Annotated in this window: 25 protein-coding genes; 14 read left to right on the top strand and 11 right to left on the bottom strand. The window is 73.6% G+C overall.

All coding sequences use genetic code 11. The features are described 5' to 3' along the window. Positions 1-78 precede the first annotated feature (78 nt). The 3 genes from ACFY0X_RS09755 (at position 79) to ACFY0X_RS09745 (ending at position 1352) form a co-directional block, all read left to right on the top strand. Positions 79-399 carry a heavy-metal-associated domain-containing protein gene (locus ACFY0X_RS09755; RefSeq protein ID WP_387751323.1) on the top strand — a complete coding sequence of 107 codons (321 nt, stop codon included), beginning with the start codon at positions 79-81 and terminating at the stop codon, positions 397-399. Between the two features lie 113 nt (positions 400-512). Continuing rightward, the gene (locus ACFY0X_RS09750; RefSeq protein ID WP_355267078.1) at positions 513-794 is read left to right on the top strand and encodes a metal-sensitive transcriptional regulator; all 282 of its coding nucleotides are present in this window, start codon (positions 513-515) and stop codon (positions 792-794) included. 264 nt (positions 795-1058) lie between these two features. Then, positions 1059-1352, top strand: a complete 294-nt coding sequence (locus ACFY0X_RS09745; RefSeq protein WP_387751321.1) for a hypothetical protein — start codon at positions 1059-1061, stop codon at positions 1350-1352. A 6-nt stretch (positions 1353-1358) separates the two neighbouring features. Here the strand turns inward: ACFY0X_RS09745 and ACFY0X_RS09740 are convergent, their stop codons facing one another. Both ACFY0X_RS09740 and ACFY0X_RS09735 read right to left on the bottom strand, forming a co-directional pair. Then, a complete protein-coding gene (locus ACFY0X_RS09740; protein WP_387751318.1) occupies positions 1359-1901 on the bottom strand; it encodes an MOSC domain-containing protein in 543 nt (180 codons plus the stop codon). Between the two features lie 141 nt (positions 1902-2042). Continuing rightward, on the bottom strand, positions 2043-2507 hold the full coding sequence (locus tag ACFY0X_RS09735) for a DUF4345 domain-containing protein (protein ID WP_387751315.1): 465 nt from the start codon (positions 2505-2507) through the stop codon (positions 2043-2045). A gap of 111 nt (positions 2508-2618) precedes the next feature. Here ACFY0X_RS09735 and ACFY0X_RS09730 point away from each other — a divergent pair, with 111 nt between their 5' ends. Together ACFY0X_RS09730 and ACFY0X_RS09725 are read left to right on the top strand one after the other, a co-directional pair. Next, complete coding sequence (locus ACFY0X_RS09730; RefSeq protein ID WP_387751312.1) at positions 2619-3257, top strand: TetR/AcrR family transcriptional regulator; 639 nt, start codon at positions 2619-2621, stop codon at positions 3255-3257. 101 nt (positions 3258-3358) lie between these two features. Next, entirely contained in the window at positions 3359-4591 is a 1233-nt protein-coding gene (locus ACFY0X_RS09725) for a cytochrome P450 (RefSeq protein ID WP_387751309.1), read from the top strand. A gap of 204 nt (positions 4592-4795) precedes the next feature. Here ACFY0X_RS09725 and ACFY0X_RS09720 read toward each other — a convergent pair whose 3' ends face one another. Then, positions 4796-5959 (bottom strand): Dyp-type peroxidase, encoded by a 1164-nt coding sequence (locus ACFY0X_RS09720; RefSeq protein WP_387751306.1) that lies wholly within the window; start codon positions 5957-5959, stop codon positions 4796-4798. 97 nt (positions 5960-6056) lie between these two features. Between ACFY0X_RS09720 and ACFY0X_RS09715 the strand changes: the two genes are divergently transcribed. The 3 genes from ACFY0X_RS09715 (at position 6057) to ACFY0X_RS09705 (ending at position 9650) form a co-directional block, all read left to right on the top strand. After that, positions 6057-7409 (top strand): right-handed parallel beta-helix repeat-containing protein, encoded by a 1353-nt coding sequence (locus tag ACFY0X_RS09715; protein WP_387751304.1) that lies wholly within the window; start codon positions 6057-6059, stop codon positions 7407-7409. A gap of 269 nt (positions 7410-7678) precedes the next feature. Next, positions 7679-8947 (top strand): MFS transporter, encoded by a 1269-nt coding sequence (locus ACFY0X_RS09710; protein WP_387751301.1) that lies wholly within the window; start codon positions 7679-7681, stop codon positions 8945-8947. 124 nt (positions 8948-9071) lie between these two features. Next, complete coding sequence (locus ACFY0X_RS09705) at positions 9072-9650, top strand: hypothetical protein (RefSeq protein WP_387751298.1); 579 nt, start codon at positions 9072-9074, stop codon at positions 9648-9650. An 85-nt stretch (positions 9651-9735) separates the two neighbouring features. Here ACFY0X_RS09705 and ACFY0X_RS09700 read toward each other — a convergent pair whose 3' ends face one another. Beyond that, positions 9736-10164 (bottom strand): hypothetical protein, encoded by a 429-nt coding sequence (locus ACFY0X_RS09700; RefSeq protein ID WP_387751295.1) that lies wholly within the window; start codon positions 10162-10164, stop codon positions 9736-9738. Positions 10165-10466: 302 nt separating this feature from the next. Between ACFY0X_RS09700 and ACFY0X_RS09695 the strand changes: the two genes are divergently transcribed. Both ACFY0X_RS09695 and ACFY0X_RS09690 read left to right on the top strand, forming a co-directional pair. Then, positions 10467-10685, top strand: a complete 219-nt coding sequence (locus ACFY0X_RS09695; RefSeq protein ID WP_387751293.1) for an MbtH family protein — start codon at positions 10467-10469, stop codon at positions 10683-10685. Positions 10686-10787: 102 nt separating this feature from the next. Next, entirely contained in the window at positions 10788-11786 is a 999-nt protein-coding gene (locus ACFY0X_RS09690; protein WP_387751290.1) for an ArsR family transcriptional regulator, read from the top strand. Between the two features lie 114 nt (positions 11787-11900). Here ACFY0X_RS09690 and ACFY0X_RS09685 read toward each other — a convergent pair whose 3' ends face one another. The 3 genes from ACFY0X_RS09685 to ACFY0X_RS09675 are packed head-to-tail and all read right to left on the bottom strand — an operon-like array spanning position 11901 to position 15388. After that, entirely contained in the window at positions 11901-12461 is a 561-nt protein-coding gene (locus ACFY0X_RS09685; RefSeq protein ID WP_387751288.1) for a flavin reductase family protein, read from the bottom strand. Then, positions 12458-13807, bottom strand: a complete 1350-nt coding sequence (locus ACFY0X_RS09680) for a cation:proton antiporter (protein WP_387751285.1) — start codon at positions 13805-13807, stop codon at positions 12458-12460. Before ACFY0X_RS09680 ends, ACFY0X_RS09685 begins: the two co-directional genes overlap by 4 nt. A 30-nt stretch (positions 13808-13837) precedes the next feature. After that, positions 13838-15388 (bottom strand): tryptophan halogenase family protein, encoded by a 1551-nt coding sequence (locus ACFY0X_RS09675; protein WP_387751282.1) that lies wholly within the window; start codon positions 15386-15388, stop codon positions 13838-13840. A 293-nt stretch (positions 15389-15681) separates the two neighbouring features. Here ACFY0X_RS09675 and ACFY0X_RS09670 point away from each other — a divergent pair, with 293 nt between their 5' ends. The 3 genes from ACFY0X_RS09670 (at position 15682) to ACFY0X_RS09660 (ending at position 19252) form a co-directional block, all read left to right on the top strand. Further along, on the top strand, positions 15682-16809 hold the full coding sequence (locus ACFY0X_RS09670) for a 2,3-diaminopropionate biosynthesis protein SbnB (protein WP_387751279.1): 1128 nt from the start codon (positions 15682-15684) through the stop codon (positions 16807-16809). A 309-nt stretch (positions 16810-17118) separates the two neighbouring features. Beyond that, complete coding sequence (locus tag ACFY0X_RS09665) at positions 17119-17919, top strand: BTAD domain-containing putative transcriptional regulator (RefSeq protein WP_387751276.1); 801 nt, start codon at positions 17119-17121, stop codon at positions 17917-17919. A 217-nt stretch (positions 17920-18136) separates the two neighbouring features. Continuing rightward, positions 18137-19252, top strand: a complete 1116-nt coding sequence (locus tag ACFY0X_RS09660; RefSeq protein ID WP_387751273.1) for a LysR family transcriptional regulator — start codon at positions 18137-18139, stop codon at positions 19250-19252. Here the strand turns inward: ACFY0X_RS09660 and ACFY0X_RS09655 are convergent. The 4 genes from ACFY0X_RS09655 to ACFY0X_RS09640 are packed head-to-tail and all read right to left on the bottom strand — an operon-like array spanning position 19144 to position 21965. Then, positions 19144-20502, bottom strand: a complete 1359-nt coding sequence (locus tag ACFY0X_RS09655) for an ABC transporter permease (protein WP_387751271.1) — start codon at positions 20500-20502, stop codon at positions 19144-19146. The genes ACFY0X_RS09660 and ACFY0X_RS09655 overlap by 109 nt on opposite strands. Next, positions 20502-21317: an ABC transporter ATP-binding protein gene (locus ACFY0X_RS09650; protein ID WP_387751268.1), complete on the bottom strand. Its 816-nt coding sequence runs from the start codon at positions 21315-21317 to the stop codon at positions 20502-20504. The genes ACFY0X_RS09655 and ACFY0X_RS09650 overlap by 1 nt, the downstream gene beginning before the upstream one ends. A 29-nt stretch (positions 21318-21346) precedes the next feature. Further along, positions 21347-21586: a hypothetical protein gene (locus ACFY0X_RS09645; RefSeq protein ID WP_387751265.1), complete on the bottom strand. Its 240-nt coding sequence runs from the start codon at positions 21584-21586 to the stop codon at positions 21347-21349. Positions 21587-21641: 55 nt separating this feature from the next. After that, positions 21642-21965 (bottom strand): ArsR/SmtB family transcription factor, encoded by a 324-nt coding sequence (locus ACFY0X_RS09640; protein WP_387751924.1) that lies wholly within the window; start codon positions 21963-21965, stop codon positions 21642-21644. Between the two features lie 163 nt (positions 21966-22128). Here ACFY0X_RS09640 and ACFY0X_RS09635 point away from each other — a divergent pair, with 163 nt between their 5' ends. Further along, a complete protein-coding gene (locus ACFY0X_RS09635; RefSeq protein WP_387751263.1) occupies positions 22129-22389 on the top strand; it encodes an acyl carrier protein in 261 nt (86 codons plus the stop codon). The last annotated feature ends 35 nt before the right edge of the window (positions 22390-22424 follow it).

Below are 22424 nucleotides of genomic sequence, written 5' to 3'. Positions count from 1 at the left end.
GGGTATGGTACCTTCGAGATGAAGCAGCCGCCCGGGCAGTCCGGGTCGGCGCCGGGCACCCACGACAGGAGCACACCCATGAGCGAGACCACCGTCACCGTCGAGTCCGCCGCCGCCGAGACCTCCTCCTGCTGCGGCTCGTGCGGCACCAACGCCGGTGCGGCCCCCGCCGCCGAGTCCGCCCGGACCTCGGTCTTCCAGGTCCAGGGCATGACCTGCGGTCACTGCGTCTCCTCGGTGACCGCCGAGCTGAAGAAGCTCGACGGCGTGGAAGACGTCGCCGTGGACCTCGCCACCGGCCAGGTCACCGTCGGCAGCACCAAGCCGCTCGCCGACTCCGACGTGGCCGCCGCCGTGGACGAGGCCGGTTACGAGCTGGTCGGCCGCGTCCAGGGCTGACCCACCGTCGTCGGCCCGGGCGGGCACCACCCCGCCCGTCCGGGCCGGCTCCACCCCACCGCGCCCCCGGTAGAGTGAGACCACTCCTCACCGCACAGGAACCGGAGACGGCCATGGCCAGCTACAGCTCCCACAAGGACGACTTCCTCAAGCGGCTCCGCCGCGTCGAGGGCCAGATCCGTGGCCTCCAGCGCATGGTCGAACAGGACACCTACTGCATCGACGTCCTCACCCAGGTGTCCGCCGCCAGTCGCGCGCTCCAGTCCTTCGCCCTCCAACTCCTGGACGAGCACATCGAATGCTGCGTCCGCGACGCCATCGCCGAGGGCGGCCAGGAGGCGAGCACCAAGATCCGCGAGGCCAACCAGGCCATCGCCCGCCTGGTCCGCTCCTGAGGCCCGCACGGGCGGATCGCGGGGACGCACAGCACAGGACGCACAGCACAGCACAGGACGCCCTCCGGCGGCACCTGCCGGCCGGAGGGCGTCCTGTTGCGCATCGGTACCCGGTAGGGGTACCCCCTCGCCTGGGAGCTGGGCGTGCGGTCCCTGCTGGAGGGCATGAACGCGCGGCTCCCGACGGCTCCGGGTGATCCGGACGCTGCGACGGCGCCGGTCGCCGCCGCGGCAGCGCGGTCGAAACAGAGGGAGGAGCCCACCGTGTCCATCGAGTTCGTCCGCCGGCTGGACGGCCTGGTGTACCGCTTCGATCCGGACGGCGTCTTCAACGGCCGACCGTCGTACCGGCGGCAGGACCTGGACCTGTGGTGCCGGTGGCTGCCGGAGCGGGGCTGGTGCGTGGTCGACGCCGCGGGGGTGCCCAACTCCGGTCCGCTGCTGGGCGAGGACCGGCACCGGGCGCTTCCGCCGGCCGGGCCGTGGCGCAGTTGGAAGGCGGGCCGGTCGTACCTCTACGACCTGCGCCACCTCGGCGGGGAAGCGACCGGTGCCTGACGGTCCTCAGACCCGGTCGAGCGGGCGGTGCGGGCCGTCCGGGAGGTCGACCTCGACGGTGTCGCCGGGCCGGACGGGGCCGCCGGTACGGACGACGCCCATGACTCCGGCGCGGCGCACGATCGTGCCGTCCTCGGCGCGGCCGACGACCTGCTTGAGCAGACCGGGCCGGTAGCCGTCGATCTGGGCGCACGGGTTGCGCAGGCCGGTGATCTCCACCTCCGCCTCCGGGCCGATCCGCAGCACCGCGCCGACCGGCAGGCCGAGCAGGTCGACACCTTCGGTGGTGATGTTCTCGCCGAGCGCGCCCGGCGCCACGTCGAAGCCGGACTCGCCGAGTTCGGCGAGCAGTTCGCGGTGGATCAGGTGGACCTGGCGCAGGTTGGGCGCGGTCGGGTCCTGGGCCATCCGGGAACGGTGCTTGACCGTCACCCCGGCGTGCACGTCCCCCTCGACGCCCAGCCCGGCGAGCAGTGTGATGCCGTCCCGGTTCGGTTTGGTGAACGCGTACTCGGCGTTGCTGCTGACTGCCACCACGGTGCCGCTCATCTTCCGGGCTCCCCTCTCGGACGGGCGTTCGGTCGGTGCGGAAGCATAGTCGCCCGGTGCGGCCGGCCCGCCGAGGGCGCCCGCGGCAGTGGCGACGCCGTACCCGTCCAGGACGGCCGGGTACGGCGTCGCGCCGCCGGGCTACGCCCTGGTGGGCCCGGCTCCGGCGGGCCCGGCCCCGACGGCTTGGCCCTCGGCAGGCCGGCCCCCGCCGGGCCGGCCCCCGCCGCGTGCCCGCTCGTCCGCGTCGGCGAGCCACCAGTAGACCGGTGGGAGCCCGAATTCGACGGCCATCAGCACCAGTTGGAACCAGTGCGGCCGGCCGTCCGCCGCGATCGACAGCACCCGCGCGAGGCCGCCCAGCAGCAGCACCGCAGCCAGCCACCGCACCGCCCGGGCGGGCACCGGCGCCTGCCGGGCGGCCTGGATCCAGGCCGCGCCATACCCGGCGAAGACCGCGCCCATGAAGCGGCCGAAGCTGTCGACCGTCGGGCCGGCGTCCGCGATCCCGGGGATCGCGGCGTTCCCCAGCAGCAGGTGGAAGAAGCCGATCGCCACGCAGGCGACCCCCATCGTCCACACGAGCACCCGTAATGCCCTGGCCATGACCCACCCACCCGTCACAGAGGTCCGGTCGACACAGTTGACACGTGTCTACTAAGCGTGCGGCACCAGGCTAGCGCCGCCAAGTAGACACGTGTCAAGTAACCTGCCCGCATGCCAGTCCACGAACGCCGCCGCCGGCTCGCCCCCGCCGAGCGACGCGCCCAGCTGCTCTCCGTCAGTGCCCGGCTGTTCGCCGAACGGCCGTACGAGGAGGTGCTGATGGAGGAGGTCGCCGAGCGGGCCGGGGTCTCCCGCGCGCTGCTCTACCGGCACTTCCCGAGCAAGCACGAGCTCTTCGCCGCCGTCTACCGGGAGGCCGCCGACGACCTGCTCGCCAGGAGCCGGTTCGACCCGGCCGACACCCTGGTCGAGCAGCTGGTCGAGGGCATGGACGCCCACCTGGACTACTTCGTCGCCAACCGGCACGCCGTGCTCGCGGCCAACCGCGTGCTGGCCGGGGACCAGGTGATCCAGACCATCATCGCCGAGGAGCTCGACGCCCTGCGCGACCGGCTGCTCGGCGTCCTCCCGCTCGCGGACGAGCGGGCGCGGCAGGCGGTGTCCCAAGTCCTGCGCGGCTGGCTGGTGTTCGTCCGGGTACTGGTCCTCGACTGGCTGACCGAGGAGACCTGCACCCGCACCGAGCTGCGGGACACCTGCATCGGCGCCGTGCTGGGCGCGCTCCGGCCGCTGCTGCCCGTCGATCCGGCACCCGGCTGGGAGCGCCGAGGGCATACCATCGGGGCGTAACGGGAGAATCGCCGCAAGCGTCCAAGTCCCTATGAATATATGACAATTGGATGCGCCGGCTCCCCCGACCTGCCGGACCTCCGAACTCCGCGAAGGGACCCATGGACTCCGCCGCAGCCGACACCCGGACCACCCTGCCCCCGCTCCACCGGCTCCCCACCACCCCGGCCCAGCCGCCCCACCCCACCACCCTCCCGGACGGCACCCCCGCGTGGCTGATCACCCGCTACCACGACGTCCGCCAGGTCCTCGGCGACCCCCGGGTCACCCGGGCCGACCTGCATGACGTCGGCACCGCGGGCGCCACCGCCGACGTGGCCGCCAACCCGGCGTCCCTGTTCAACCAGGACGGGCCCGCCCACCGCCGGCTGCGCGGCACCGTCCAACGGGCCTTCACCCCGCGCGCCATCGCCGGCTGGCAGCCGTGGGTCGCGGCCGCCGTCCAGCAGTCCGTGGACCGGCTGGTCGCCGCCGGCCCGCCGGCCGATCTGGTCCCCGCGTTCGCCCGGCCGGTGCCGTTCGCCGTCACCACCCGGCTGATGGGGCTCGACGGGGACGGGCCGGACCACCTGGACGAGGAGCGGCTGCACCGCTGGACCGTCGCCCTGCTCGCCCAGGGCGACGAACAGGGCGACGGGCCGACCGGCGCCGAGGGGGCCGACGGGGCCGACCACGGCGACACCCTCGCCGAATTCGGCGCCTTCATGGGCGAGTTGGTCGCCCGCCGGCGCCGCGAGCCCGGCGACGACCTGGTCAGCCGACTAGTCCGGGCAGCCGACCAGGACGGCGGCGTCCCCGAGGAGTCACTCGTCTTCCTCGCCGCCGGGCTCACCGCCAGCGGCAACGAGAGCGTCGCCGGGGCACTCGCCAACGCCCTGGTCTACGTGCTCGGCGAACGCCCCGAGCACTGGCCGCGCCTCGCCGACCCGGACGTCGCCGAGCGCACCGCCGAACGGCTGCTGCACTACATCCCGCTCGGCGACGACGAGGCGACCATCCGCCGCACCACCGCGCCGATCGAGGTCGGCGGCGTCACCGTGCCGGCCGGCGCGGTCGTCGCCGTCAGCCTCGGCAGCGCCAACCGCGACCCGGCCGTCTACCCCGACGGCCTCGACGCCGACCTCGGCCTGCCGCTGCCCGCCCCCACCCTCGCCTTCAGTGCCGGCCCGCACTACTGCATCGGCGCCTGGCGGGTCCGGTTGGAGATGCGCGAGTCCCTGCACCGCCTCGCCACCGCCCTGCCGGGCCTGCGCCTCACCGTCCCGGTCGCGGAGCTCGCCTGGCAGCTCGGCGGCACCACCCGGAGCCCGGCCCGCCTCCCGGTGGACTGGTAGCCGCCCGGTGGACCGGTAGGGCCCGGGGCGCCGCGGCGGTCGGCGCCCTGCTCGGCGCCACCCGTCGAGCAGGGCGCCGACCACCGCTCCCGAGGGCGCCGGCGCGCCGGGCCTCCCCTCGCCACTCCGCGCACGGCCGGGCCCGCCGCCCCGACACCGGTACCGGTGAAGTCCCGCCGGACAGCGACCGTTCCCCCGCACGGCTCAGCCGAACAGCCCGTCCCCCAGCGTCCCGCCCGCCGGGGCGCCCGGCAGCACGTAGGCCACCGCCGAGGCCGTGTGCTCGACGAAGGCGTTGAGCGCGTCGCGCGCGGCCAGCCGGTTCTGGACCCGGGTGAACTGGGCCGGGTCGCGCACGAAGGCGCAGAACAGCAGGCCGCGGTCGCCCGGGCCGTCGTCGTAGCTGTAGCCCCGGCGCAGCATCCGGGCGCCGCCGTCCAGCCGGGGGCTGGAGAGCCGGACGTGCGCGGTGGCGGGGATGACGTACGAGCCGTCCGGGTTCTTGGCGTAGATGTCCGGCTCGTCGTGCTCCGCCGTACCGGTGAGCGGGGCGCCGTCGCCGGCCCGACGGCCCATCACCTGTTCCTGGCGGTCCCCGGGGAGGGCGGCGAAGGCGGCGGTGTCCATCCGGATCCGGCGGTAGACCAGTACCGTCCCGTGCTCGTACGGCCCCGGCGGGCCCCAGACCCACTGCCCGGCGTCCGTGCCGTCCGGGTTCGCCGTGCCGTCCTTGAAGCCGAACAGGTTGCGCGGGGTGGCGCCGGCGGCCGTCCGGGCCAGGAAGCCGGACTGCGTCCAGCGCACCGTGGCGCCGGCCGCCCGGGCCGTCGCGCCCACCTGCTCGGCGACGACGGACAGCGGCCAGCGGTCCTCCGCGCACAGCTGGACCACCAGGTCGCCGCCGCCGCGCGCCGGGTCGAGCCGGTCCCCGGGGAAGTCGGGCAGCCCGGCCAGCAGGGCGGGCGGAACGTCCAGCCCCAACCGGGCGGCGAGACCGGGGCCGACCCCCACCAGGCTGCTCAGCCGGGCCGGTCGGCCGCCCTGCAGCCGCGAGTCCGCCGGTTCGTCGCCCGCCGCCTCGGCCAGCACCCGGGTCAACCCGCCGAGCAGGCCGCGCAGGGCGGCCCGGCCGTCCGAGGTCGCGGCGGGCGCCAGGTCGAGGGCCAGCAGCTCGGTGGCCGGCTGCTGCGGGGCGGTCACCCCGGACTGCCGTTCGCCGTGGAAGGGCACCGCCGACGGCTCCGGCGCCGCCGCCGTCCGGCCGCGGCCGTCCCGGGCGTTCCCGCCGCCCAGCGCCAGCGCCGTGACCCCCGCGCCGAGCCCGGCGGCCACCGCCGCCCCGCCCGCGAGCAGCCCCCTTCGATCCACGCCGCCGCTTCTGACGGTCGGTGGCTGGTCCTGCGCCTTTCCGGTTTCGGCATGCATGGGCGACATTGGAGACGATAGAACACGCCGTATGCAACTTTTGACCACACGTCACCTGCGCTCCGGCACAACCCCCTCGCCCGGGGCCCGAACCGCCAGGCGCCTGCCGGCGCTGCTCGCCGCCGCCGTCCTCGCCCTCGCCGGCTGCTCCTCGGGCGGCTCGTCCTCCTCCGACGCCAAGCACCCGGACGGCACGGTCGTCCGGGTCCCGCAGCACTTCCCGACCATCCAGCAGGCGGTGGACGTCGCCCGCGAAGGGGACACCGTGCTGGTCGACCCGGGCACCTACCGGGAGAGCGTGCGCCTGACCAAGCCGCGGATCGTGCTGCGCGGCACCGACCGCGGCACCGTGGTCCTGGACGGCGGGCTGCGGCTGGTCAACGGCATCACGGCGACCGGCCCCGGCTCGGTGGTGGAGAACCTCACCGTCCACGGATACCTCGCCAACGGCGTGCTGTTCACCGGCGTCACCGACGAGAAGCTCCAGCAGCGCGGCGCCGGCGGCTCCGCCTACGACCCGCTGGACACCGCCCGCTTCCCGGTCGTCGAGGGCTTCCGGGCGAGCAACGTCACCTCGTACAACAACGGCCTGTACGGCATCTACGCCTTCGACGCCCGCGGCGGCGTCATCGAGGACTCGTACGCCTCCGGGCAGGCCGACTCGGGCATCTACGTCGGCCAGTGCAAGCCCTGCGACACCCTGGTGCGCGGCAACACCGTCGAGCGCAACGCCGTCGGCATCGAGCTCACCAACGCCTCCGACGGGGTCACCATCGTCGGCAACCGGATCAACGGCAACCGGGTCGGCGTCACCGTCAACTCCAACGACCTGGAGGCCCTCGCCCCGCAGCACGGCGCGGTGATCGCGGGCAACGTCGTCACCGACAACAACGCCTCCGACACCCCCCAACAGGCCGACGGCGCCTGGGGGATCGGCATCGGGATCGGCGGCGGCACGGCCAACCAGGTGCAGCGCAACCTGGTCCGGGGCAACCGCGCGGCCGGCATCGTGGTCACCGACCCGCCCGGGCACCCCGCGAGCGGCAACCGGGTCGAGGACAACCGGGCCACCGGCAACGGCACCGACCTCGTCCTGGCCTCCGTCGACCCGGCCAACTGCTTCAGCGGCAACCAGCCGGCCGTGCAGAGCCCGGACGGCCTGGAGACGCTGGCGGGGTGCGCCGTCCAGGGCCGCACCGCCCCGCCGTTCGGCCGCAGCACCCCGGTCCAGGCGCCGCCCGGCATCCCGTTCAGCCAGGTTCCGGCGCCGCCCGCCCAGCCCTCGCTGCCCGACCCGACCGCGCCCGGCCGCCCGGCCACCGGCCTCCCGGGCCCGGTCGACCCGGGCGCCTACCCGCTGCCGGAGTCCGCGGACGCCGTCCCGAAGCACTGACCCCCGCCAGGTCCGGGCGCGTGCCCGCCCGCAGGCCCGCGCCCGCCGGCCGGGAAGCGGTCGGGCGGTCGGGCGGTCGGGCCCAGCGGCCCCCGCCCGGGACCCTGCCGCGACCGCCGGGAGCCGCCCGCCCCGCCGACCGCTCCGCCCGGACACTCCGGACACCCCGGGATGAGCCCGACGCCCTTGCCGAAACGGACAGTTCGGGACACCTCAGGCAGTTCGGAAACCACCCGGGAAGTCCTCCGCGGACATGACATACTGCCTCGGTGACCTCAGCTGACCTGGCCGCGAAGCCGTCCAAGAGCCGTCCCCGACTGGGCCGGAAGTTCAATCTGCTGTGGTCCGCGTCGGCGATCTCCTCGGTCGGCGACGGCATGCGGGACTCCGCCCTGCCGCTGCTGGCGGTGGCCGTCTCCGACTCCCCCAGCGCGGTCTCCGTGGTCTCGGTCGCCGCGTCGCTGCCCTTCCTGGTGATGTCCCTGTACGGCGGGGTGCTCGCCGACCGGGCCGACCGGCGGCGGCTGATGTGGACGATCGACGCCGCCCGCGCCGCGGTCGTCCTGGGCTTCGCCTGCTGGGTGCTGGTCGCCGACCCTCCGCTGGTGGCGCTGGCCGCGCTGGCCTTCCTGCTCGGCTGCGGCGAGACGGTCTTCTCCAACGCCGCCACCTCCGCCGTCCCCGAGCTGGTCCGCCCCGACCAACTCGACGCCGCCAACGGCCGGTTGCAGGCCAACATGCTGGTCGGCGGCAACCTGGTCGGCCCGCTGGTCGGCTCCGCGCTGTTCGCCGTGGCCGTCGCCTCGCCCTTCACGGTGGACGGCATATCCTTCGCGCTCGCCGCCGTCCTGGTCGCCGCCACCGGCCGCTCCACCGCCCCGCGCACCCGGGCCGACCGCCGCCCGGTGCTCACCGAGATCCGCGAGGGCGTCGACTGGCTGCTGCACCACCGCGACGTGCGGATGCTCGCCGTGCTCTCCACCCTCGGCGCGCTGGCCTGCTTCACCGGCACCACCATGGTGGTCCTGATGGTCACCAAGGTCATCCACGCCCCCGCCGCCGCCTACGGCATCGTCCTCGCGGCCGGCGCCATCGGCGGCACCGCCGCCAGCACCCTGGCCGGCCGGCTCAGCCGGCTGCTCGGCCGGGGCACCCGGATCGCCCTCGCCTTCCTGCTGATGGGCGCCTCGCTGATCCTGATCGGCCTGAGCACCACGGTGGCCGAAGTGGCCGCGCTGTACGCCGTGATCGGCTTCGGGATGGTCACCTGGAACATCCAGGCGATCTCGCTGCGCCAGCAGGCCGTGCCGAAGGAGCTGCTCGGCCGGGTCAACAGCTGCTACATGCTGCTGAGCCGACTCGGCATCATGGCCGGTGCCGCCCTGAGCGGTTGGATCGCCTCCACCGTCGGCGTCCGCACCCCGCTCCTGGTCGGCGGCGGCCTGCTGCTGGCCCTGCTGGTCGCGGTGCTGCTCCTGCTGCCGCGGATGACCGCGATGGAGGGCGCCCCGGCCGCCGCCGCCCCGGACGCCGAGTAGCCCACCCGTCGGGGGGCCTTTCGCGTTCTCCCGCCCGACGGCCCCCACCGGCCGATATGGTGACCCACGGGGTGGGCCGGCGAGTCCGACCGGCGAACAGCTGCCGCATGACCCGAGGAGAGCCGTGAACGCCAACCACCCCACCCCCGCGGACCGGTCGACCCCCTCCGACGCCCCCGGTGTCCACGTGCCGCCGGTCGGCCTCGGCCCGCTGGTGCGGACCGACGGCGGCTGGTTCATCGGAGACCACCGGAGCAGGGCCCACCTCGCCGTCCTCCCCGAGGGGTTCGAGCACCGCGTCACCGGCCAGGAGCCGTTCCTGGTGCCGTGGGACCGCCTGATGAGCCTGGAACTCGGGGTCACCAGCGGACGCTTCTTCAGCACCCCGGCCGGCGGCCTCCTGACCAGGCACGACGGGATCGGCGCCCACGGCTCCTGGCTGGACACCATGGTCCGGCGCCCCTATGACGTGTGGCGGCCCCGGTTCGTCCACCACCGCCACTGGTACCCGATGCCCGAGATCACCGTGCTGCGCCAGCTGCTCGGGAACGTCGTCGACCTCGGCCGGGTGCACCGGCTCGGCGACGACGCCTGGCTGACCTCGGTCGTCGAGGCGCTGGCGGCGGACCGCCTGCTGCGGCGGTGGCGGACGAGCAGGGCCGTCGCGGACGGCGTGAAGGAGATCATCCTCCACGGCGCCTGACGCCGCCCCGGGCCCCCGGGCCGGCAGCCACCGGCCCGGAGTACGCCGCATCGGTCCCGTACAGGAAGTCGGCGGGGCCGACTTCTCATGCCGGCCCGCGGCGCCGGCCACGGGCCGCGCCGAGGACGCGGCGCACCAGCGGCCGGATCCGGGGCGGCCCCAGCAGCGGCGCCCGGACCACGCACAGGGCGAAGAGGAGCTGGCCCAGGAGGGGGACGGGCAGGAGCGGCGGGAAGAACAGCAGGAACCAGAGCGGCGGGAGCAGCAGCCCGGCCAGCCGGCCCCGGAACGCCGTGCCCGTACGGGTGCTGAACAACGAGTGGAGGGCGCAGATCGCCACGGACGGGATCCCGACGAGGACCACGAACCCCCGCACGTCGCTCGCCGCGAAGCCGCCGCCCGCCGCCGACGCCACCAGGAGCACCGCCGCGAAGGTGAGGGCGTAGCGGACCGCCAGGTCGGCGAGCCGCAGCCCGATGAGCCCCAGGTTCCGCCACGGCGTGCTCGGGTCCACGGGAGGCTCCTTCGTTCCGCGTCGGCGGTGGCCGGCGCGGAAGATCATGCCAGGAATACTGAACGCGTTCAATTGCCATCTCGCGCACGGCGCTCCGGATCGCCGGCCGGAACCGCGCGGGACGTCGGGAACGAGGCGGATGCCACGCCGCGTCAGCCGTGGACGAGGCGGCTTCACCGGGCACCGCGTCCCGGTGAGCCGCGCCGGGGCTCCATCAGCACCATGTCAGCGAGCCGAGGGAGCATGTGCGGAGCGGGTGTGCCCGGTGTCCCCGCGCCCCGACCCGGAACGGAGTGTGCGACATGTCGAACCCCTTTGACGACGCGGACGGGACCTTCCTGGTGCTGGTGAACGACGAGGGCCAGCACTCCCTGTGGCCCGCGTTCGCCGAACGGCCGGACGGCTGGACGGTGGCCCTGGCCGAGGGGCCGCGCGAGGACGCGCTGGCCTACGTCGAGGCCAACTGGACGGACATGCGCCCGCGCAGCCTGCGCGAGGCCTCCACCGCCCGGGCCTCGTAGGCCCGGTCCGATCCCACCCGAGGAAGGGCCCGGTCCACCCGCGCGGGTACGGCCGGGCCGCGTCGATTTCCCCCTCATCGACACGGAACGGGGACCCTCATCGTGCAAAGGATCCACTTCACCGCCGCCGACCTCGCCAGAACCCGTCTGAAGAGCACCCTGGGCCCGCTCGCGGAGTCGGCCTTCGCCCGCGACCTGCTGGACCGCGGCGTGAACGCGCCGTACGCCCGGTGGCGAAAACAGGTGAACGAGCGCCTGCCCCGCCGACCGGCAGCCCGCCCGCACGGCCGGCCGGAGCACGACGTGGAGGCGCTGCTGCGGCAGGCGCTCCGGTACGCCGGGGAGCCCGACGCGCCGCCCGGCGCGGCCGAGCCGCCGGAGCGCCCGGGGGCGGGCGTGGACGCCTGCCTGCTGGAGGCCTGGCGGCTGGCCGTGGCGCCGTTCTGGCAGCACCTGCACGCCTACCTGGTGGCCGAGTGCGAGGCGCGCGGCCGGATCGTGATGGCCGGCGGGGTGGAGCTGCTGCTGTCCACCGCGCACCCCCGGATGACCTGGCGGGCGCCGGTGCTGGAGATCCCCGGCGGGCCGGACCAGGACATCCGGCTGGGCGGCCGGGGCCTGGTGCTCACGCCCTCGGTCTTCCTCAACCACCGGCCGGGCGTGGCGATCGACGCCGAGGGTCCGGACGAGCAGGTGGTGCTGGTCTTCGCGGCCCCGCCGCACGCCCTCAAGGGCGCGCAGCTGTGGCAGGAGCGGGACCGCAGCTCGCGGCCGCTCGGCGCGCTGGTCGGCCAGACCCGGGCGGCCGCCCTCCGGGCCCTGCGGGCGAGTTGTACGACCAGTCAGCTCGCCGACCGGCTGGGCATCTCGGCGGCCAGTGCCAGTCAGCACGCGGCGGTGCTGCGGCAGACCGGGCTGATCACCACCCGCCGGGTGCGCAACACCGTGCTGCACTCGGTGACGCCGCTCGGCATGGCGCTGCTGGACGGCGGTCCGGTGCGGCCGGTGCCCGCGGTCGGGAACCGCGACCGGACCGACCGGGCCGACCGGCCGGGTTGCGGCGTCCGGCCCCGGAGCACCTCGCGCCTCCTCGCGTCCTAGCCGGCCGCCGGCCCCACCGCCGTGGCCCCCGGCGCCCCCGGCACCCGTCCCGTGCCGGGGGTACCGGGGGCGCCGGGGGTGCCGGGGGTCCACGACCGTCCCGGCCCGCCGGGATCAGCTCCGCGGCCAGGCCCGGAACTGGCGCAGCCCGTACAGCAGCGGCCGCTGGTGGTGGCGCCGTACGACCCGGCGGACCTCGCCGTACACGGTGACGTGGTCGCCCACCCGCTGGGTCAGCACCACGCCGCAGTCGGCCACCGTGTGGGCGTCGCGCACCAGGTGCGGCCCGGCCGCGTCCGGGGTCTGCTCCCAGGGGAGCAGTTGGAACCGGTCCGGGTCGCCGGAGGCGAACAGTTCGGCGGTCCCCTGGGCGTCCTCGTGCAGCAGGTTGACCGCGAACAAGCCGCTGTCGGTGACGGCTTCGAGCGTGGGGCTGCCCTCGCGCAGGCAGACCAGGAGGGTCGGCGGGTCGAGTGAGACGCTGCACACGGCGGAGCAGGTCATGCCCCTCGGGAGGCCGTCGGGGTCGGTGGCGGACACCACGCTCACGCCCGTGGGGAACCCGCTCATCATGGTCCGGAACTCGTCGGGAGCGGCCCCGGCCGTCTTCACGGCCCCTGCCGTCCCCACCGCCCCGGTCCGCGCGCGGACCGGTTCACCGGCGTACTCGGTCATCTCGCACCGCTTTCTGTGTCGACGGACTCCCTCGGCGCCACGGCCGTCGCGCTGATCGCTTCCACCTCGGAGGCCGCCTCCACCTCCGAGGGCGCCTCCGCGGCGGCCGGGCGGCCCTCCATCCGGTCGAACAGTTCCAGCAGCGGCCCGGTGGCCGCCGTGGTGGCCAGCGCCATCACCACCAGCGCCAGGACCATCGGCGCGGGCAGCACCCCGGAGGCGTAGCCGGCCTGGAGGACGATCAGCTCGGTGAGGCCGCGGGTGTTCATCAGCGCGCCGATCCGCCGGGCGGCGGGCGGCCGCTGGCCGCCCAGCCGGGCCCCGAGGTAGCCGCCGAGGCCCTTGCCGAGGAAGCCGAGCAGGACCGTGGCCGCGATCAGCACCGCGGAGGTGGCGGAGAAGGCGCGGGTGAGCACGGTGACCCCGGTGACCACGAAGAAGGCGGGGGTCAGGAACTGCCCGGACCGGGAGACCGTGGACACCACGCGGGTCCACGGTCCGCCGTCGTCGTGCGGGACCGCCAGCCCGGCCAGTGCGGCGCCGAGGATCGACGTCATGCCGAGGTGCTCCATGGCGAAGGCCACCGCGAGGGCGGCCGCCCCGACCAGGACGGCCATCCCCCGGGGCGAGCGGCCGCACAGCCTGGAGGCGGCGCGGGTGCCCAGCGCGTAGCGGATGGCCAGGGCGCAGAGCACGCCGACGGCCAGGGCGCGCAGCGAGTGCAGCGAGCGCGCCAGGTCCCCGGCGCCGAGGCTGATCGCCACCGAGAGCAGCAGCCAGCCGAACGCGTCGATGACGACGGCCGAGGCCAGCGAGAGCCGGCCCGGCACGGTGTCGCCCATCCGGCGGTCGGCCAGGATGCGGGCCATCACCGGGACGGCGGTGATGGACATGGTGACGGCGACCATCAGGAGGTAGGCCGGCAGCGGGGCGCTGCCGCGGGCCGCCCGGTCGCCGGTGAGCGCGATCAGTCCGACCAGCACGCAGCCGGTGGCCAGCGGCGGCACCAGGGCCCCGGCGGTGATCCAGGTGGTGGCGCGCCGGGGCAGGCGGTCCCGGCCCCGGCGCAGCTTGTGGGCGAGGCCGACCAGGAAGAGCACCAGGGCGGCCTCGGCGACGTTCTTGACGAGGTCGAACACCGGCCCCGGCAGCACGTCGTCGAAGGCGGGCCGGCCGACCAGGGCGATCACGGCGGGCCCGGCCAGCAGGCCCCCCGTGATCTCCCCGATCACCTCCGGCTGCCTCAGACGGCGCGCGACTCTCCTCCCCGCCACGGCGATCAGCAGCACGACGCCGAGGACGGCGGCCGCGTGCGCGACGTGGATCAGGAACTGGAGGACGTCCATGATGAACGGGCCCCTTCCCGGGGATCGGGGTCAGCGCATCCGGGCGAAGTAGTCGTACGCCTTGGGCAGGGTCGCCACGAGCCGCTCGGTCTTCTCCCGGATCTGGGCGAACTCCCGTTCCGCGGCGGCGCCGTCGGACAGGTCCAGGGCCGGCGAGTGCGCCACGTCGATGCCGCCCATGCCCAGCAGGACGCACATGTAGGAGTACGGCGGCAGGCCGTGGTAGTACGGGAAGACCGTCTCGGAGTCGGGGAGCCGGGACTTCCAGAGTTCGAGCCGCTCGGCCAGCGAGTCGGGGATGCTCCGGGTCTTGGTGTCCCGCCAGTACTGGGTGTCGGTGCGCTTGGCCGCGACGTAGTGCAGCACCAGGAACTCGCGCACCCCGTCCATGACGTGGGCGACGGCCCGGTTGTAGAGGTCGCGCGGGACCGGGTTCCAGTCCTCCGCCGGGAAGTACTTGACCAGTTGCTCGATGGCGTGGTGGATGAAGAAGATCCCGGTCGACTCCAGCGGCTCGACGAAACCGCTGGCGAGGCCGATGGCCACGCAGTTGCGGGACCAGGAGTTGCGGCTGCGGCCGATCCGCATCCTGATGTGGTTGGCCTCGACGTCGGCGGCGGCGGGGCCGACGAAGGAGCGCAGGGTCCGCTCGGCCTCCTCCGGGGAGAGGTAGTCCTTCGCGTAGACGTACCCGGTGCCGACCCGGCCCATCAGCGGGATCGTCCAGATCCAGCCGGCGTCCTGGGCGGTGGCGGTGGTGCACGGCAGCATGCCGCGCTTCTCCATGTCCATCGGCACCTGGAGGGCGACCGCGCTGTCGTTGGGCAGGGTGTCCTGGTAGGAGATGAACGGCTCCTCCAGCGCCTGGTTGAGCAGCACGCCGCGGAAGCCGGTGCAGTCGACGAAGAGGTCGCCGGTGAGCTCGCCGTGCTCGGCGGTGCGCAGTCCGCTGATCCAGCCGCGCTCGTCGAGCTTCACCTCCTGGACGTCGTCGACGATGCGCCTGACCCCTCTGTCGGTCGCGTACTGCGTCAGGTACTTGGCGAGCAGCGCGGCCTCGAACTGGTAGGCGTACGGGAACTGGGTCTTGCCCTGGTGCTCGGACATGGTGAGGCCCTGCATCTCGTCCGCGCCCTCGTCGAAGGGCTGGTCGATGAGGGTGCCGTCGAGGTGGCGCGGGCTGAGGCCGGCGTCGATGACCGAGGCCATCACGAAGCAGTCCTTGTCGAACCGGCCGGTGGGGCGCTGCTTGAGCCACCAGTCGGTGAGCGGGAAGCCGTTGACCGAGCGCATCTGCTCGAACGGGTGGTAGAAGTAGTGGCCGGGCTCGCGCCAGTTCTCGAACCGCACGGCGAGCTTGTACGTGGCGTTGCAGGCCGGCATCCAGTCCTTCTCCTTGAGCCCGAGGAACTCGAAGAAGTGGCGGATGTCGCTGAAGGTGGCCTCGCCGACGCCCACGGTGGAGACGTTGCCGGACTCCACGAGGGTGATGTCCACCCGGTCCTCGAACGCGGCCTTCAGGTACGAAGCCGTCATCCATCCCGCTGTTCCGCCGCCTACGATCACAACCCGGTCGAGCACTGGTGACTCCTCTTCGGTGGTCCACGTGTTCCGGCAGGGGTGGTGCCGGATACCGGCAGCGGTGGCACCGTCGGTCGTCACCCCGCTGGAAGAAGCTGAGGGCGGCGCCACCAGAGAGTGACTCTAGGCAACGGCGTAAGGTCCGACCAGGTCATTTGGCACTGGCCGAAAGTCGCAGGTCGGGTTGATCCGTACCTGTCGACGAATCGAACACCTGACGGTTCGTCAGCGCGGTGTCAGCGCAGGTCAGCGACACTGCTGTGGCCAGATCTCCCCCCGAGACGGAGCCAGCCATGACCCAGCAGAGGCCGATCCCGCAGTTCGCCGTGATCCCCGGCGCGCAGGTGCACAGCGTGCTGTCCGGCAACGAGAAGCACACCCTCGACCTGGTCGCGGCGACCTACCGGGTGCACGGCGAGGGCGGCACGGTCAACCCGCCCTCGTACTTCCTGCGCTTCCCGGACCGGCCCTCCTCGCGCATCATCGCGCTGCCGGCCTCGGTGGGCGGCGACACGCCGGTCGACGGGATCAAGTGGATCTCCAGCTTCCCGGAGAACGTGGCCTCCGGCCTGCCCCGGGCCTCCGCGGTGCTGGTGCTCAACGACCCCGCGACCGGCTACCCGATCGCCTGCCTGGAGAGCTCGATCATCAGCGCCGCCCGCACCGCCGCCTCGGCCGCGCTGGCGGCCGACCTGCTCTGCGCCGGCCGGCCCCGGCCGCGGCGGGTCGGCTTCATCGGCACCGGCCTGATCGCCCGGCACATCCACACCTACCTCGCCCGCACCGGCTGGGAGTTCGACGAGGTCGGGGTGCACGACCTGTCCGCCGAGCACGCGGCCGGCTTCCGCGCCTACCTCGAACGCGCGGACCCGGAACGCCCGGACGCGGAAGGCGCGGAGCCGGAAGGCGAAGGCCCGGCGGGCGCCGGCGAGGCGGGCGCCGGCGCCGCGCCGCGGATCACCGTGCACGCGAGCGCCGAGGAGCTGGTCCGCTCCTCGGACCTGGTGGTCCTGGCCACCGTCGCCGCCGCGCCGCACCTCACCGAGCCCTCGTGGTTCTCCCACAACCCGGTGGTGCTCAACGTCTCGCTGCGCGACCTGGCGCCCGAGGTGCTGCTCGCCTCGGCCAACGTGCTGGACGACGTCGAGCACTGCCTGAAGGCCGACACCTCCCCGCACCTGACGGAACAGCTCACCGGCAACCGGGACTTCGTCGACGGCACGCTCCACGAGGTGATGGCCGGGCGGGTGGCGGTGCCGACCGACCGCCCGGTGGTGTTCTCCCCGTTCGGGCTCGGCGTTCTCGACCTCGCGGTCGGCAGGTTCGTCTACGATGAACTGGCGGCACGGGGCGAACTCGCCGTGGTGGAGGGCTTCTTCCACGAGCTGGACCGCTACGGCCGGAACACCCGGCAGCCGTAGCCGCCGCCCCGACTCCCCATGGACAGCTCAACCCGTCACCTGTAGCATTCTTCTGACAGGTCGACAGATCAGGACCCGCCGTCACGGTGCGTCCCCGTCGACCCGTTCCGGGCGGTGCGGCGAGGCCGCGCCCCCGCCTCCGAGCAGGGCGCCGGATCGCTCCCCCGTCGATCCGGCGCCCCCCCGGCTGTCATGGACAGCGCGTGTCATACCACCCGTCCGCGGCTCCGCCGCCCGGCTGGTATCTCCCGCTCCGCACCGGCGTCGCGCAGACTCGCCTGGACGGATCGGAAATTGGGGGATGCTGTTTTGGAAATCAAGCTTCTCGGCCCGCTGCTCCTGTCGCACGAGAACGCGCACTACACCATGGCGTCGAAGCGGACCAGCGTCGTGCTGGCCCTGCTGGCGACCTCCCCGGGGATACCCGTCCCGTTCGACGAGATCGTGGACGAGTTATGGGGCGACCAGCCGATGGCCAATGCCCGCAACGCCCTCCAGGCGAATGTCGGCCGGCTGCGCCGGCTGCTGGAATCCGTGACCGGCCGCAAGGGCGACGAAACCCTCCGCACCGCCAACGGCGGCTACCTCCTCGACGTCCCGCCGGACGCCATCGACGCCCACCGCTTCCTGCGGCTCTCCGACGAGGGCGGCGACCTCGTCCGCCGGGACCCGGCCCGGGCCATCGCGGCCCTGGAGCAGGCGCTCGCCCTGTGGCGCGGCGGAGCGCTGATGGACTCCTGCGACGGCCTGCGCTGCCGGATCCGGGCGGACCACCTGGAGGAGCGCAGGATCAGCGCGTACGAGGACCTGACCGCCGCCAAGCTCGCCGTGGACTCGGCCCGCGTCCCGGTGTCCGAACTGCGGCAGCTCGCCGACGAGCACTCCGAACGGGAGCGCCTGAGCGAGCTGTTGATGCTGGCGCTCTACCGCGACGGCCGGCAGGCCGAGGCGCTGGAGGTCTTCCACAGCACCCGCCGGCGCCTCGCCGACGACCTGGGGCTGGAGCCCGGCCGGGCGCTGCACCACGCGTACCAGGCGATCCTGCGGCAGGCCGACCTGCTCGGCGAGCCGCGGCGGGCGCTGGACTTCGCCGGACCCGTACCGGCCTGATTCCGTTTGGCATATGCCCGTTCCGGAATCCCTGGAACGGCGCTCACCGTTCGTGCCGTTTCCGGGCCCGCAACCACCGCCCGATTTCACCCCGTTCGCGCCTGTCCGGCTGTGGACGCTCCAGGATCGCTCTGTTAGCGTGGCGACCGCCTTGGAATTTTCCTGGTGGTTGCGCGAGGAAGTGGAAATCGCGGACGGGGGCCCAGTGGACGTCGAGTTGAGGCATGCCAAGATCGTCACCACCATCGACCGGCTGGGCAGCATTTCCAGAGCCGCCGCCCAATTGAGCCTCCCGCAATCGAGTCTCACCGCGCAATTGAAGCGGATCGAAAGGGCGGTGGGCGGCGAACTGTTCGTGCGGACCAGGACCGGAATCATTCCGACCGCCTTGGGCGAGCGGATCATCCCGATGCTGGCCGAACTCGTCCGGCACGCCGACCGGGTGATCGCCGAGGCGACCGCGCACTTCACGGAGGTGTTCCGGTTCGGGAACGCCGAGTGGACGCCGCCGTCGCTGCGCAGCGCGCTCAAGTCCGCCCTGCCGGTCAAGGAGGTGCAGACCGAGACGCTCAGCCCCGACGCGGCCATCGCCCAGGTGTCCCGCGGCGCCCTGCACGCCGCGATGGTGCCCGGAGTCGCGCTGGCCGCCTCGACCGAGGCGGACGAACTCGCCCTGGCCAGTACGGTGATCGTGCGGGAGCCCGTCTGGGTGGCGCTCCCGCACGACCACTGCCTGGTCGGCCAGGACGCCGTGAGCCCGGCGCAGCTCGCCTCGCTGCGGTGGGTCCGCTACACCCGCGACCACTGGTTCCACCCGATCGAGAAGCAGCTGTTCGCCTCCGTCGGCCACGCCGAGCTGGAGGTGCTCCACTACGTCGACGGCCACCACGAGGCGATGAACTGGGTCCGGGACGCCCGGGCCGCCGCGCTGACGCCTCCCACCGGCGCCACCCGAGAGGTGCGGCTGGTCCCGATCTCCGTCGCCGAGGGCACCGACATGCTGCTGGTGTGGCGCAGCGACTCGGTGACCTGCGACATCCAGCGAAGACTCCTGAACACGCTCCGCCGCTACTACTGCGAGTACGCCCGCACGATCCCCTGGTACTGGTCGTGGGTCACCCAACACCCCGACGAGTTCACGGAGTTGGAGTCGTTCCTGCCGCCCCGGGCGCCGTTCGTCCCGCCCGGCCGGCCGGGCCCGGACCGCTCCGGGCCCGGGGCCGGTCACAGGGTGGCGAGCGCCTCGGCCGGCGGCGTCCGCAGGGCCGCCCCGGTGGCCGAGACACTGGCCAGGGCGGTCAGCGCCCCGACGAACCCGACGATCGAGAGGTAGATCCAGACCGGTCCGCGGGGCATCCAGGAACCGTCCAGCGCCATCCCGAAGGGCGCGAGCGTCGCGCCGGCGACGAAGGTGCCGAGCACCGTGCCGACGGTGGTGACCAGCACCGACTCGATGCCGGTCATCGCCAGGATCTGGCCGGGGGTGGCGCCGACGAGCCGTTGCAGGGCGAACTCCCGGCGGCGCTCGGAGGCCGCCACCACCAGGGTGTTGACCAGCGAGATCACCGCGTACGCGATGATGCTGCCGGCCAGCAGGTAGTCCACCCAGGCGCCGACCCCGTCGCCGCCCTGCGCGGCGGACAGCGTGGTCTGGAGGTAGATCAGCGCGGTGGACAGCCCGGTGGCCAGCATCACGGGGCTGACCGCGCCCGCGATCCGGATCCGCCGGGCCCGGGCGTTGTCCATCGCCAGGTCCCCGGTCAGCCCGAACAGCGCGCGCAGCGGGCGGTGGAACACCGCGGTGAGCGCCTTGGTCAGCCCGGGGCTGAGCAGGGCGATCCCGCCGGCCCAGAGCATCGCCGAGGGGCCGGCGGTGCTGGCGGCGACCTCGCCGTTCATCACCGTCCCGGTGACCACGGCCAGGGCGGTGCCGCCGGCCAGGCAGAACACCGCGAAGGCCAGCCGCGGGCCGCTCAGCCAGCGGTGCTGGAGGCGGGACTCCGCGAGCGCGTCGGCGGGCCGGGACAGCGCCGCCCGGCGGGAGGCGATGAAGGCCGCGCTCAGCGCGGCGAGCAGCGAGGTGCCGCCCGCGGTGAGCATCGGGATCCAGCCGGCGGTGTAGTCGATCCCCTTGGGCACCACCCCGCTGGCCGCGATCTGCTCCAGCATCCACTCGCCGGCGAGGTAGCCCGGCGCCAGGGCGAGGCCGACGGCGACCAGCGCGACCGCCAGGGTCTCCACCACGATCATCCGGCGGAGCTGTCCCGGCAGGGTGCCGATGGCGCGCAGCAGCGCCATCTCGCCGAGCCGCTGCTGGACCACCAGGGCCAGCGTGGAGCCGACGATGAAGACGGTGACCATCGCGGCGATGCCGCCGAACACCGCGGACATCGAGATCAGCCGGCTGGCCGCCTGCTGGGTGCCCGGCGGGACGTCCGCGAACGGCGGCACCCGGTGGCGGATGCCGGTCTCCATCAGCCCGCCGCAGGCGGTGAGGATCACCGCGCCGAAGAACAGCGCGACGGTGGAGGCGACGAAGCTCGTCCGGCGGAACCGCAGGGTCTGCAGGGCCAGGGTGAACATCAGCGGGCCGCCTCTCCGGCGCGGGTGACGCGGGTGACGGGGAAGTCGGGGCCGGGACTGTCGCCCCAGGCGCCGAGCCGGGTCATCCGCTCGGCGATGGTGTCGGCCGAGGCGCCGCTCAGCTCGTCGACGATCCGTCCGTCGGCCAGGAACAGCACCCGGTCGGCGTAGGAGGCGGCGACCGGGTCGTGGGTGACCATGACGGCGGTCTGCCCGTCGCCGTGGACGGCCTGGCGCAGCAGCCGCAGGATCTCCACCGCGGTGCGGGTGTCCAGCGCGCCGGTCGGCTCGTCGCCGAAGAGCACCGCGGGCCGGGTGATCAGGGCCCGGGCGATGGCGACCCGCTGCTGCTGGCCGCCGGACAGTTCGCCGGGCCGGCGGTCGCCGCGGTCGCCGAGGCCGACCTGCTCCAGCACCCGCTCGACGCTCTCCCGTGCGGGCCGGCGCCCGGCCAGCCGCAGTGGCAGGGCCACGTTGTCGGCCACGCTGAGCGCGGGCAGCAGGTTGAAGGCCTGGAAGATGAAGCCGATCCGGTCCCTGCGGAGCCTGGTGAGCTCCTTCTCGCCGAGCCCGGCGAGTTCCAGGCCGTCCAGCGAGACCGAGCCGGAGTCCGGCCGGTCCAGCCCGGCGGCGCACTGCAGCAGCGTGGTCTTGCCCGATCCGGACGGTCCCATCACGGCGGTGAAGGTGCTGCGGCCGAAGCCCACCGACACGTCGTCGAGGGCGACGACCCGGTTGCGCTCGTTGCCGTAGCGGCGGCAGACGTTCCTCAGTCGCACGGCATCGGCGATGCCGTGCACGGTTGCGGTGGTCATGGGCATCTCCTGAGTGACCGGGCCGGATATCAGTGTTCGTCGACGCTTCGCAGCAGGTCCTCGACCGACGCCAATCTGGCGGTCAGCGCCCGCAGTTCACCCCGGAGCAGCTTCTGGCCGGCCAGGGTGTCCTCGGCCAGCCGCCGGTAGGCGGCCATCGCCGCGGCGTCCGCGCGGTGCCGCTGGAGGGTGAAGTACGAGACGATGCTGACGCTGATCCCGCCGATGACGATCAGTGTGATGACGATGGCGATCACGCCGCCACTCATGAGGGTCCCTTCTGTTCCTTCGCGCGCCGTGCTTCCTTCCGACGCCGGGTCTCCTTCAGGCGTCGTGCTGGGTCCGCTCGACCTGCGCCCGGTCCTCCCGGAGGGCGGCGATGACGGTGTCGACCGTGACGTGGATGTCGAACGGGGTGAGTTCGAAGAACTTCATGGCCTTCCCGTCACCGGAGAGCTCCAGCGCGCCGGCCACCAGGCCGGCGTGTTCGAGCCGCTCCAGGTGCATGTAGAGCAGCGGCCTGGACATGCCGAGCCGTCGGGCCAGTTCGCTGACGTGGACCCGGCCCTGCGCCAGTTCGCCGATGATCCGCAGGCGCTGGGTGTGCCCGACGGCGGCCAGCAGGGCCAGTAGCTCCGCGCTTGTCAGCACCCCCACCCTCTTCCTCCTACCTGAAAGTTGAGACTGACAGGTGTGAGCAAGCACTGTCAAGCCGACCAACGACCGTCAGCTGTACGTCAGTTGCCCGTCAGCGCGGCCGAGAAGAATTCAGATCATCAATCTGTCGCACCCACCCTCACCGGGAGGCGAAATGCCCAGCACCGCGGTCGTCACCGCCGAACAGCGCGCCCAGATCAAGGACATCGTCTGCGACATCCTCGAACTGGAGGCCGACGAGGTCACCGACACCAGCCGCTTCAAGGAGGACCACAACGCCGACTCGCTCGGCGCCATCGAGATCCTCTCCTCGCTGGAGCGCACCTTCGGGATCGAGATCGACCAGGCCGAGCTGATCCGGATGGTCAACCTCGACGGCGTCGTCGCCGTCGTCCAGGAGAGCCTGTCCAAGTAGCCCGCCACAGCGCCGAGTCGACAGAACGGAGTCAG

It is taken from the genome of Kitasatospora sp. NPDC001547, assembly GCF_042894165.1.
Taxonomy (GTDB): domain Bacteria; phylum Actinomycetota; class Actinomycetes; order Streptomycetales; family Streptomycetaceae; genus Kitasatospora.
Note: the sequence above shows the minus strand (reverse complement) of the source record. Positions and strands in the feature narration are given on the sequence as shown.

What these genes read in the sequence shown, in the direction of transcription:
- ACFY0X_RS09735 (WP_387751315.1), bottom strand. Translation starts at nt 2,507, where the DNA reads ATGGCCAGGGCATTACGGGTGCTCGTGTGGACGATGGGGGTCGCCTGC.
- ACFY0X_RS09725 (WP_387751309.1), top strand. Translation starts at nt 3,359, where the DNA reads ATGGACTCCGCCGCAGCCGACACCCGGACCACCCTGCCCCCGCTCCAC.
- ACFY0X_RS09650 (WP_387751268.1), bottom strand. Translation starts at nt 21,317, where the DNA reads ATGACCACCGCAACCGTGCACGGCATCGCCGATGCCGTGCGACTGAGG.
- ACFY0X_RS09635 (WP_387751263.1), top strand. Translation starts at nt 22,129, where the DNA reads ATGCCCAGCACCGCGGTCGTCACCGCCGAACAGCGCGCCCAGATCAAG.
- ACFY0X_RS09740 (WP_387751318.1), bottom strand. Translation starts at nt 1,901, where the DNA reads ATGAGCGGCACCGTGGTGGCAGTCAGCAGCAACGCCGAGTACGCGTTC.
- ACFY0X_RS09750 (WP_355267078.1), top strand. Translation starts at nt 513, where the DNA reads ATGGCCAGCTACAGCTCCCACAAGGACGACTTCCTCAAGCGGCTCCGC.
- ACFY0X_RS09655 (WP_387751271.1), bottom strand. Translation starts at nt 20,502, where the DNA reads ATGTTCACCCTGGCCCTGCAGACCCTGCGGTTCCGCCGGACGAGCTTC.
- ACFY0X_RS09755 (WP_387751323.1), top strand. Translation starts at nt 79, where the DNA reads ATGAGCGAGACCACCGTCACCGTCGAGTCCGCCGCCGCCGAGACCTCC.
- ACFY0X_RS09670 (WP_387751279.1), top strand. Translation starts at nt 15,682, where the DNA reads ATGACCCAGCAGAGGCCGATCCCGCAGTTCGCCGTGATCCCCGGCGCG.
- ACFY0X_RS09730 (WP_387751312.1), top strand. Translation starts at nt 2,619, where the DNA reads ATGCCAGTCCACGAACGCCGCCGCCGGCTCGCCCCCGCCGAGCGACGC.
- ACFY0X_RS09695 (WP_387751293.1), top strand. Translation starts at nt 10,467, where the DNA reads ATGTCGAACCCCTTTGACGACGCGGACGGGACCTTCCTGGTGCTGGTG.
- ACFY0X_RS09680 (WP_387751285.1), bottom strand. Translation starts at nt 13,807, where the DNA reads ATGGACGTCCTCCAGTTCCTGATCCACGTCGCGCACGCGGCCGCCGTC.
- ACFY0X_RS09645 (WP_387751265.1), bottom strand. Translation starts at nt 21,586, where the DNA reads ATGAGTGGCGGCGTGATCGCCATCGTCATCACACTGATCGTCATCGGC.
- ACFY0X_RS09685 (WP_387751288.1), bottom strand. Translation starts at nt 12,461, where the DNA reads ATGACCGAGTACGCCGGTGAACCGGTCCGCGCGCGGACCGGGGCGGTG.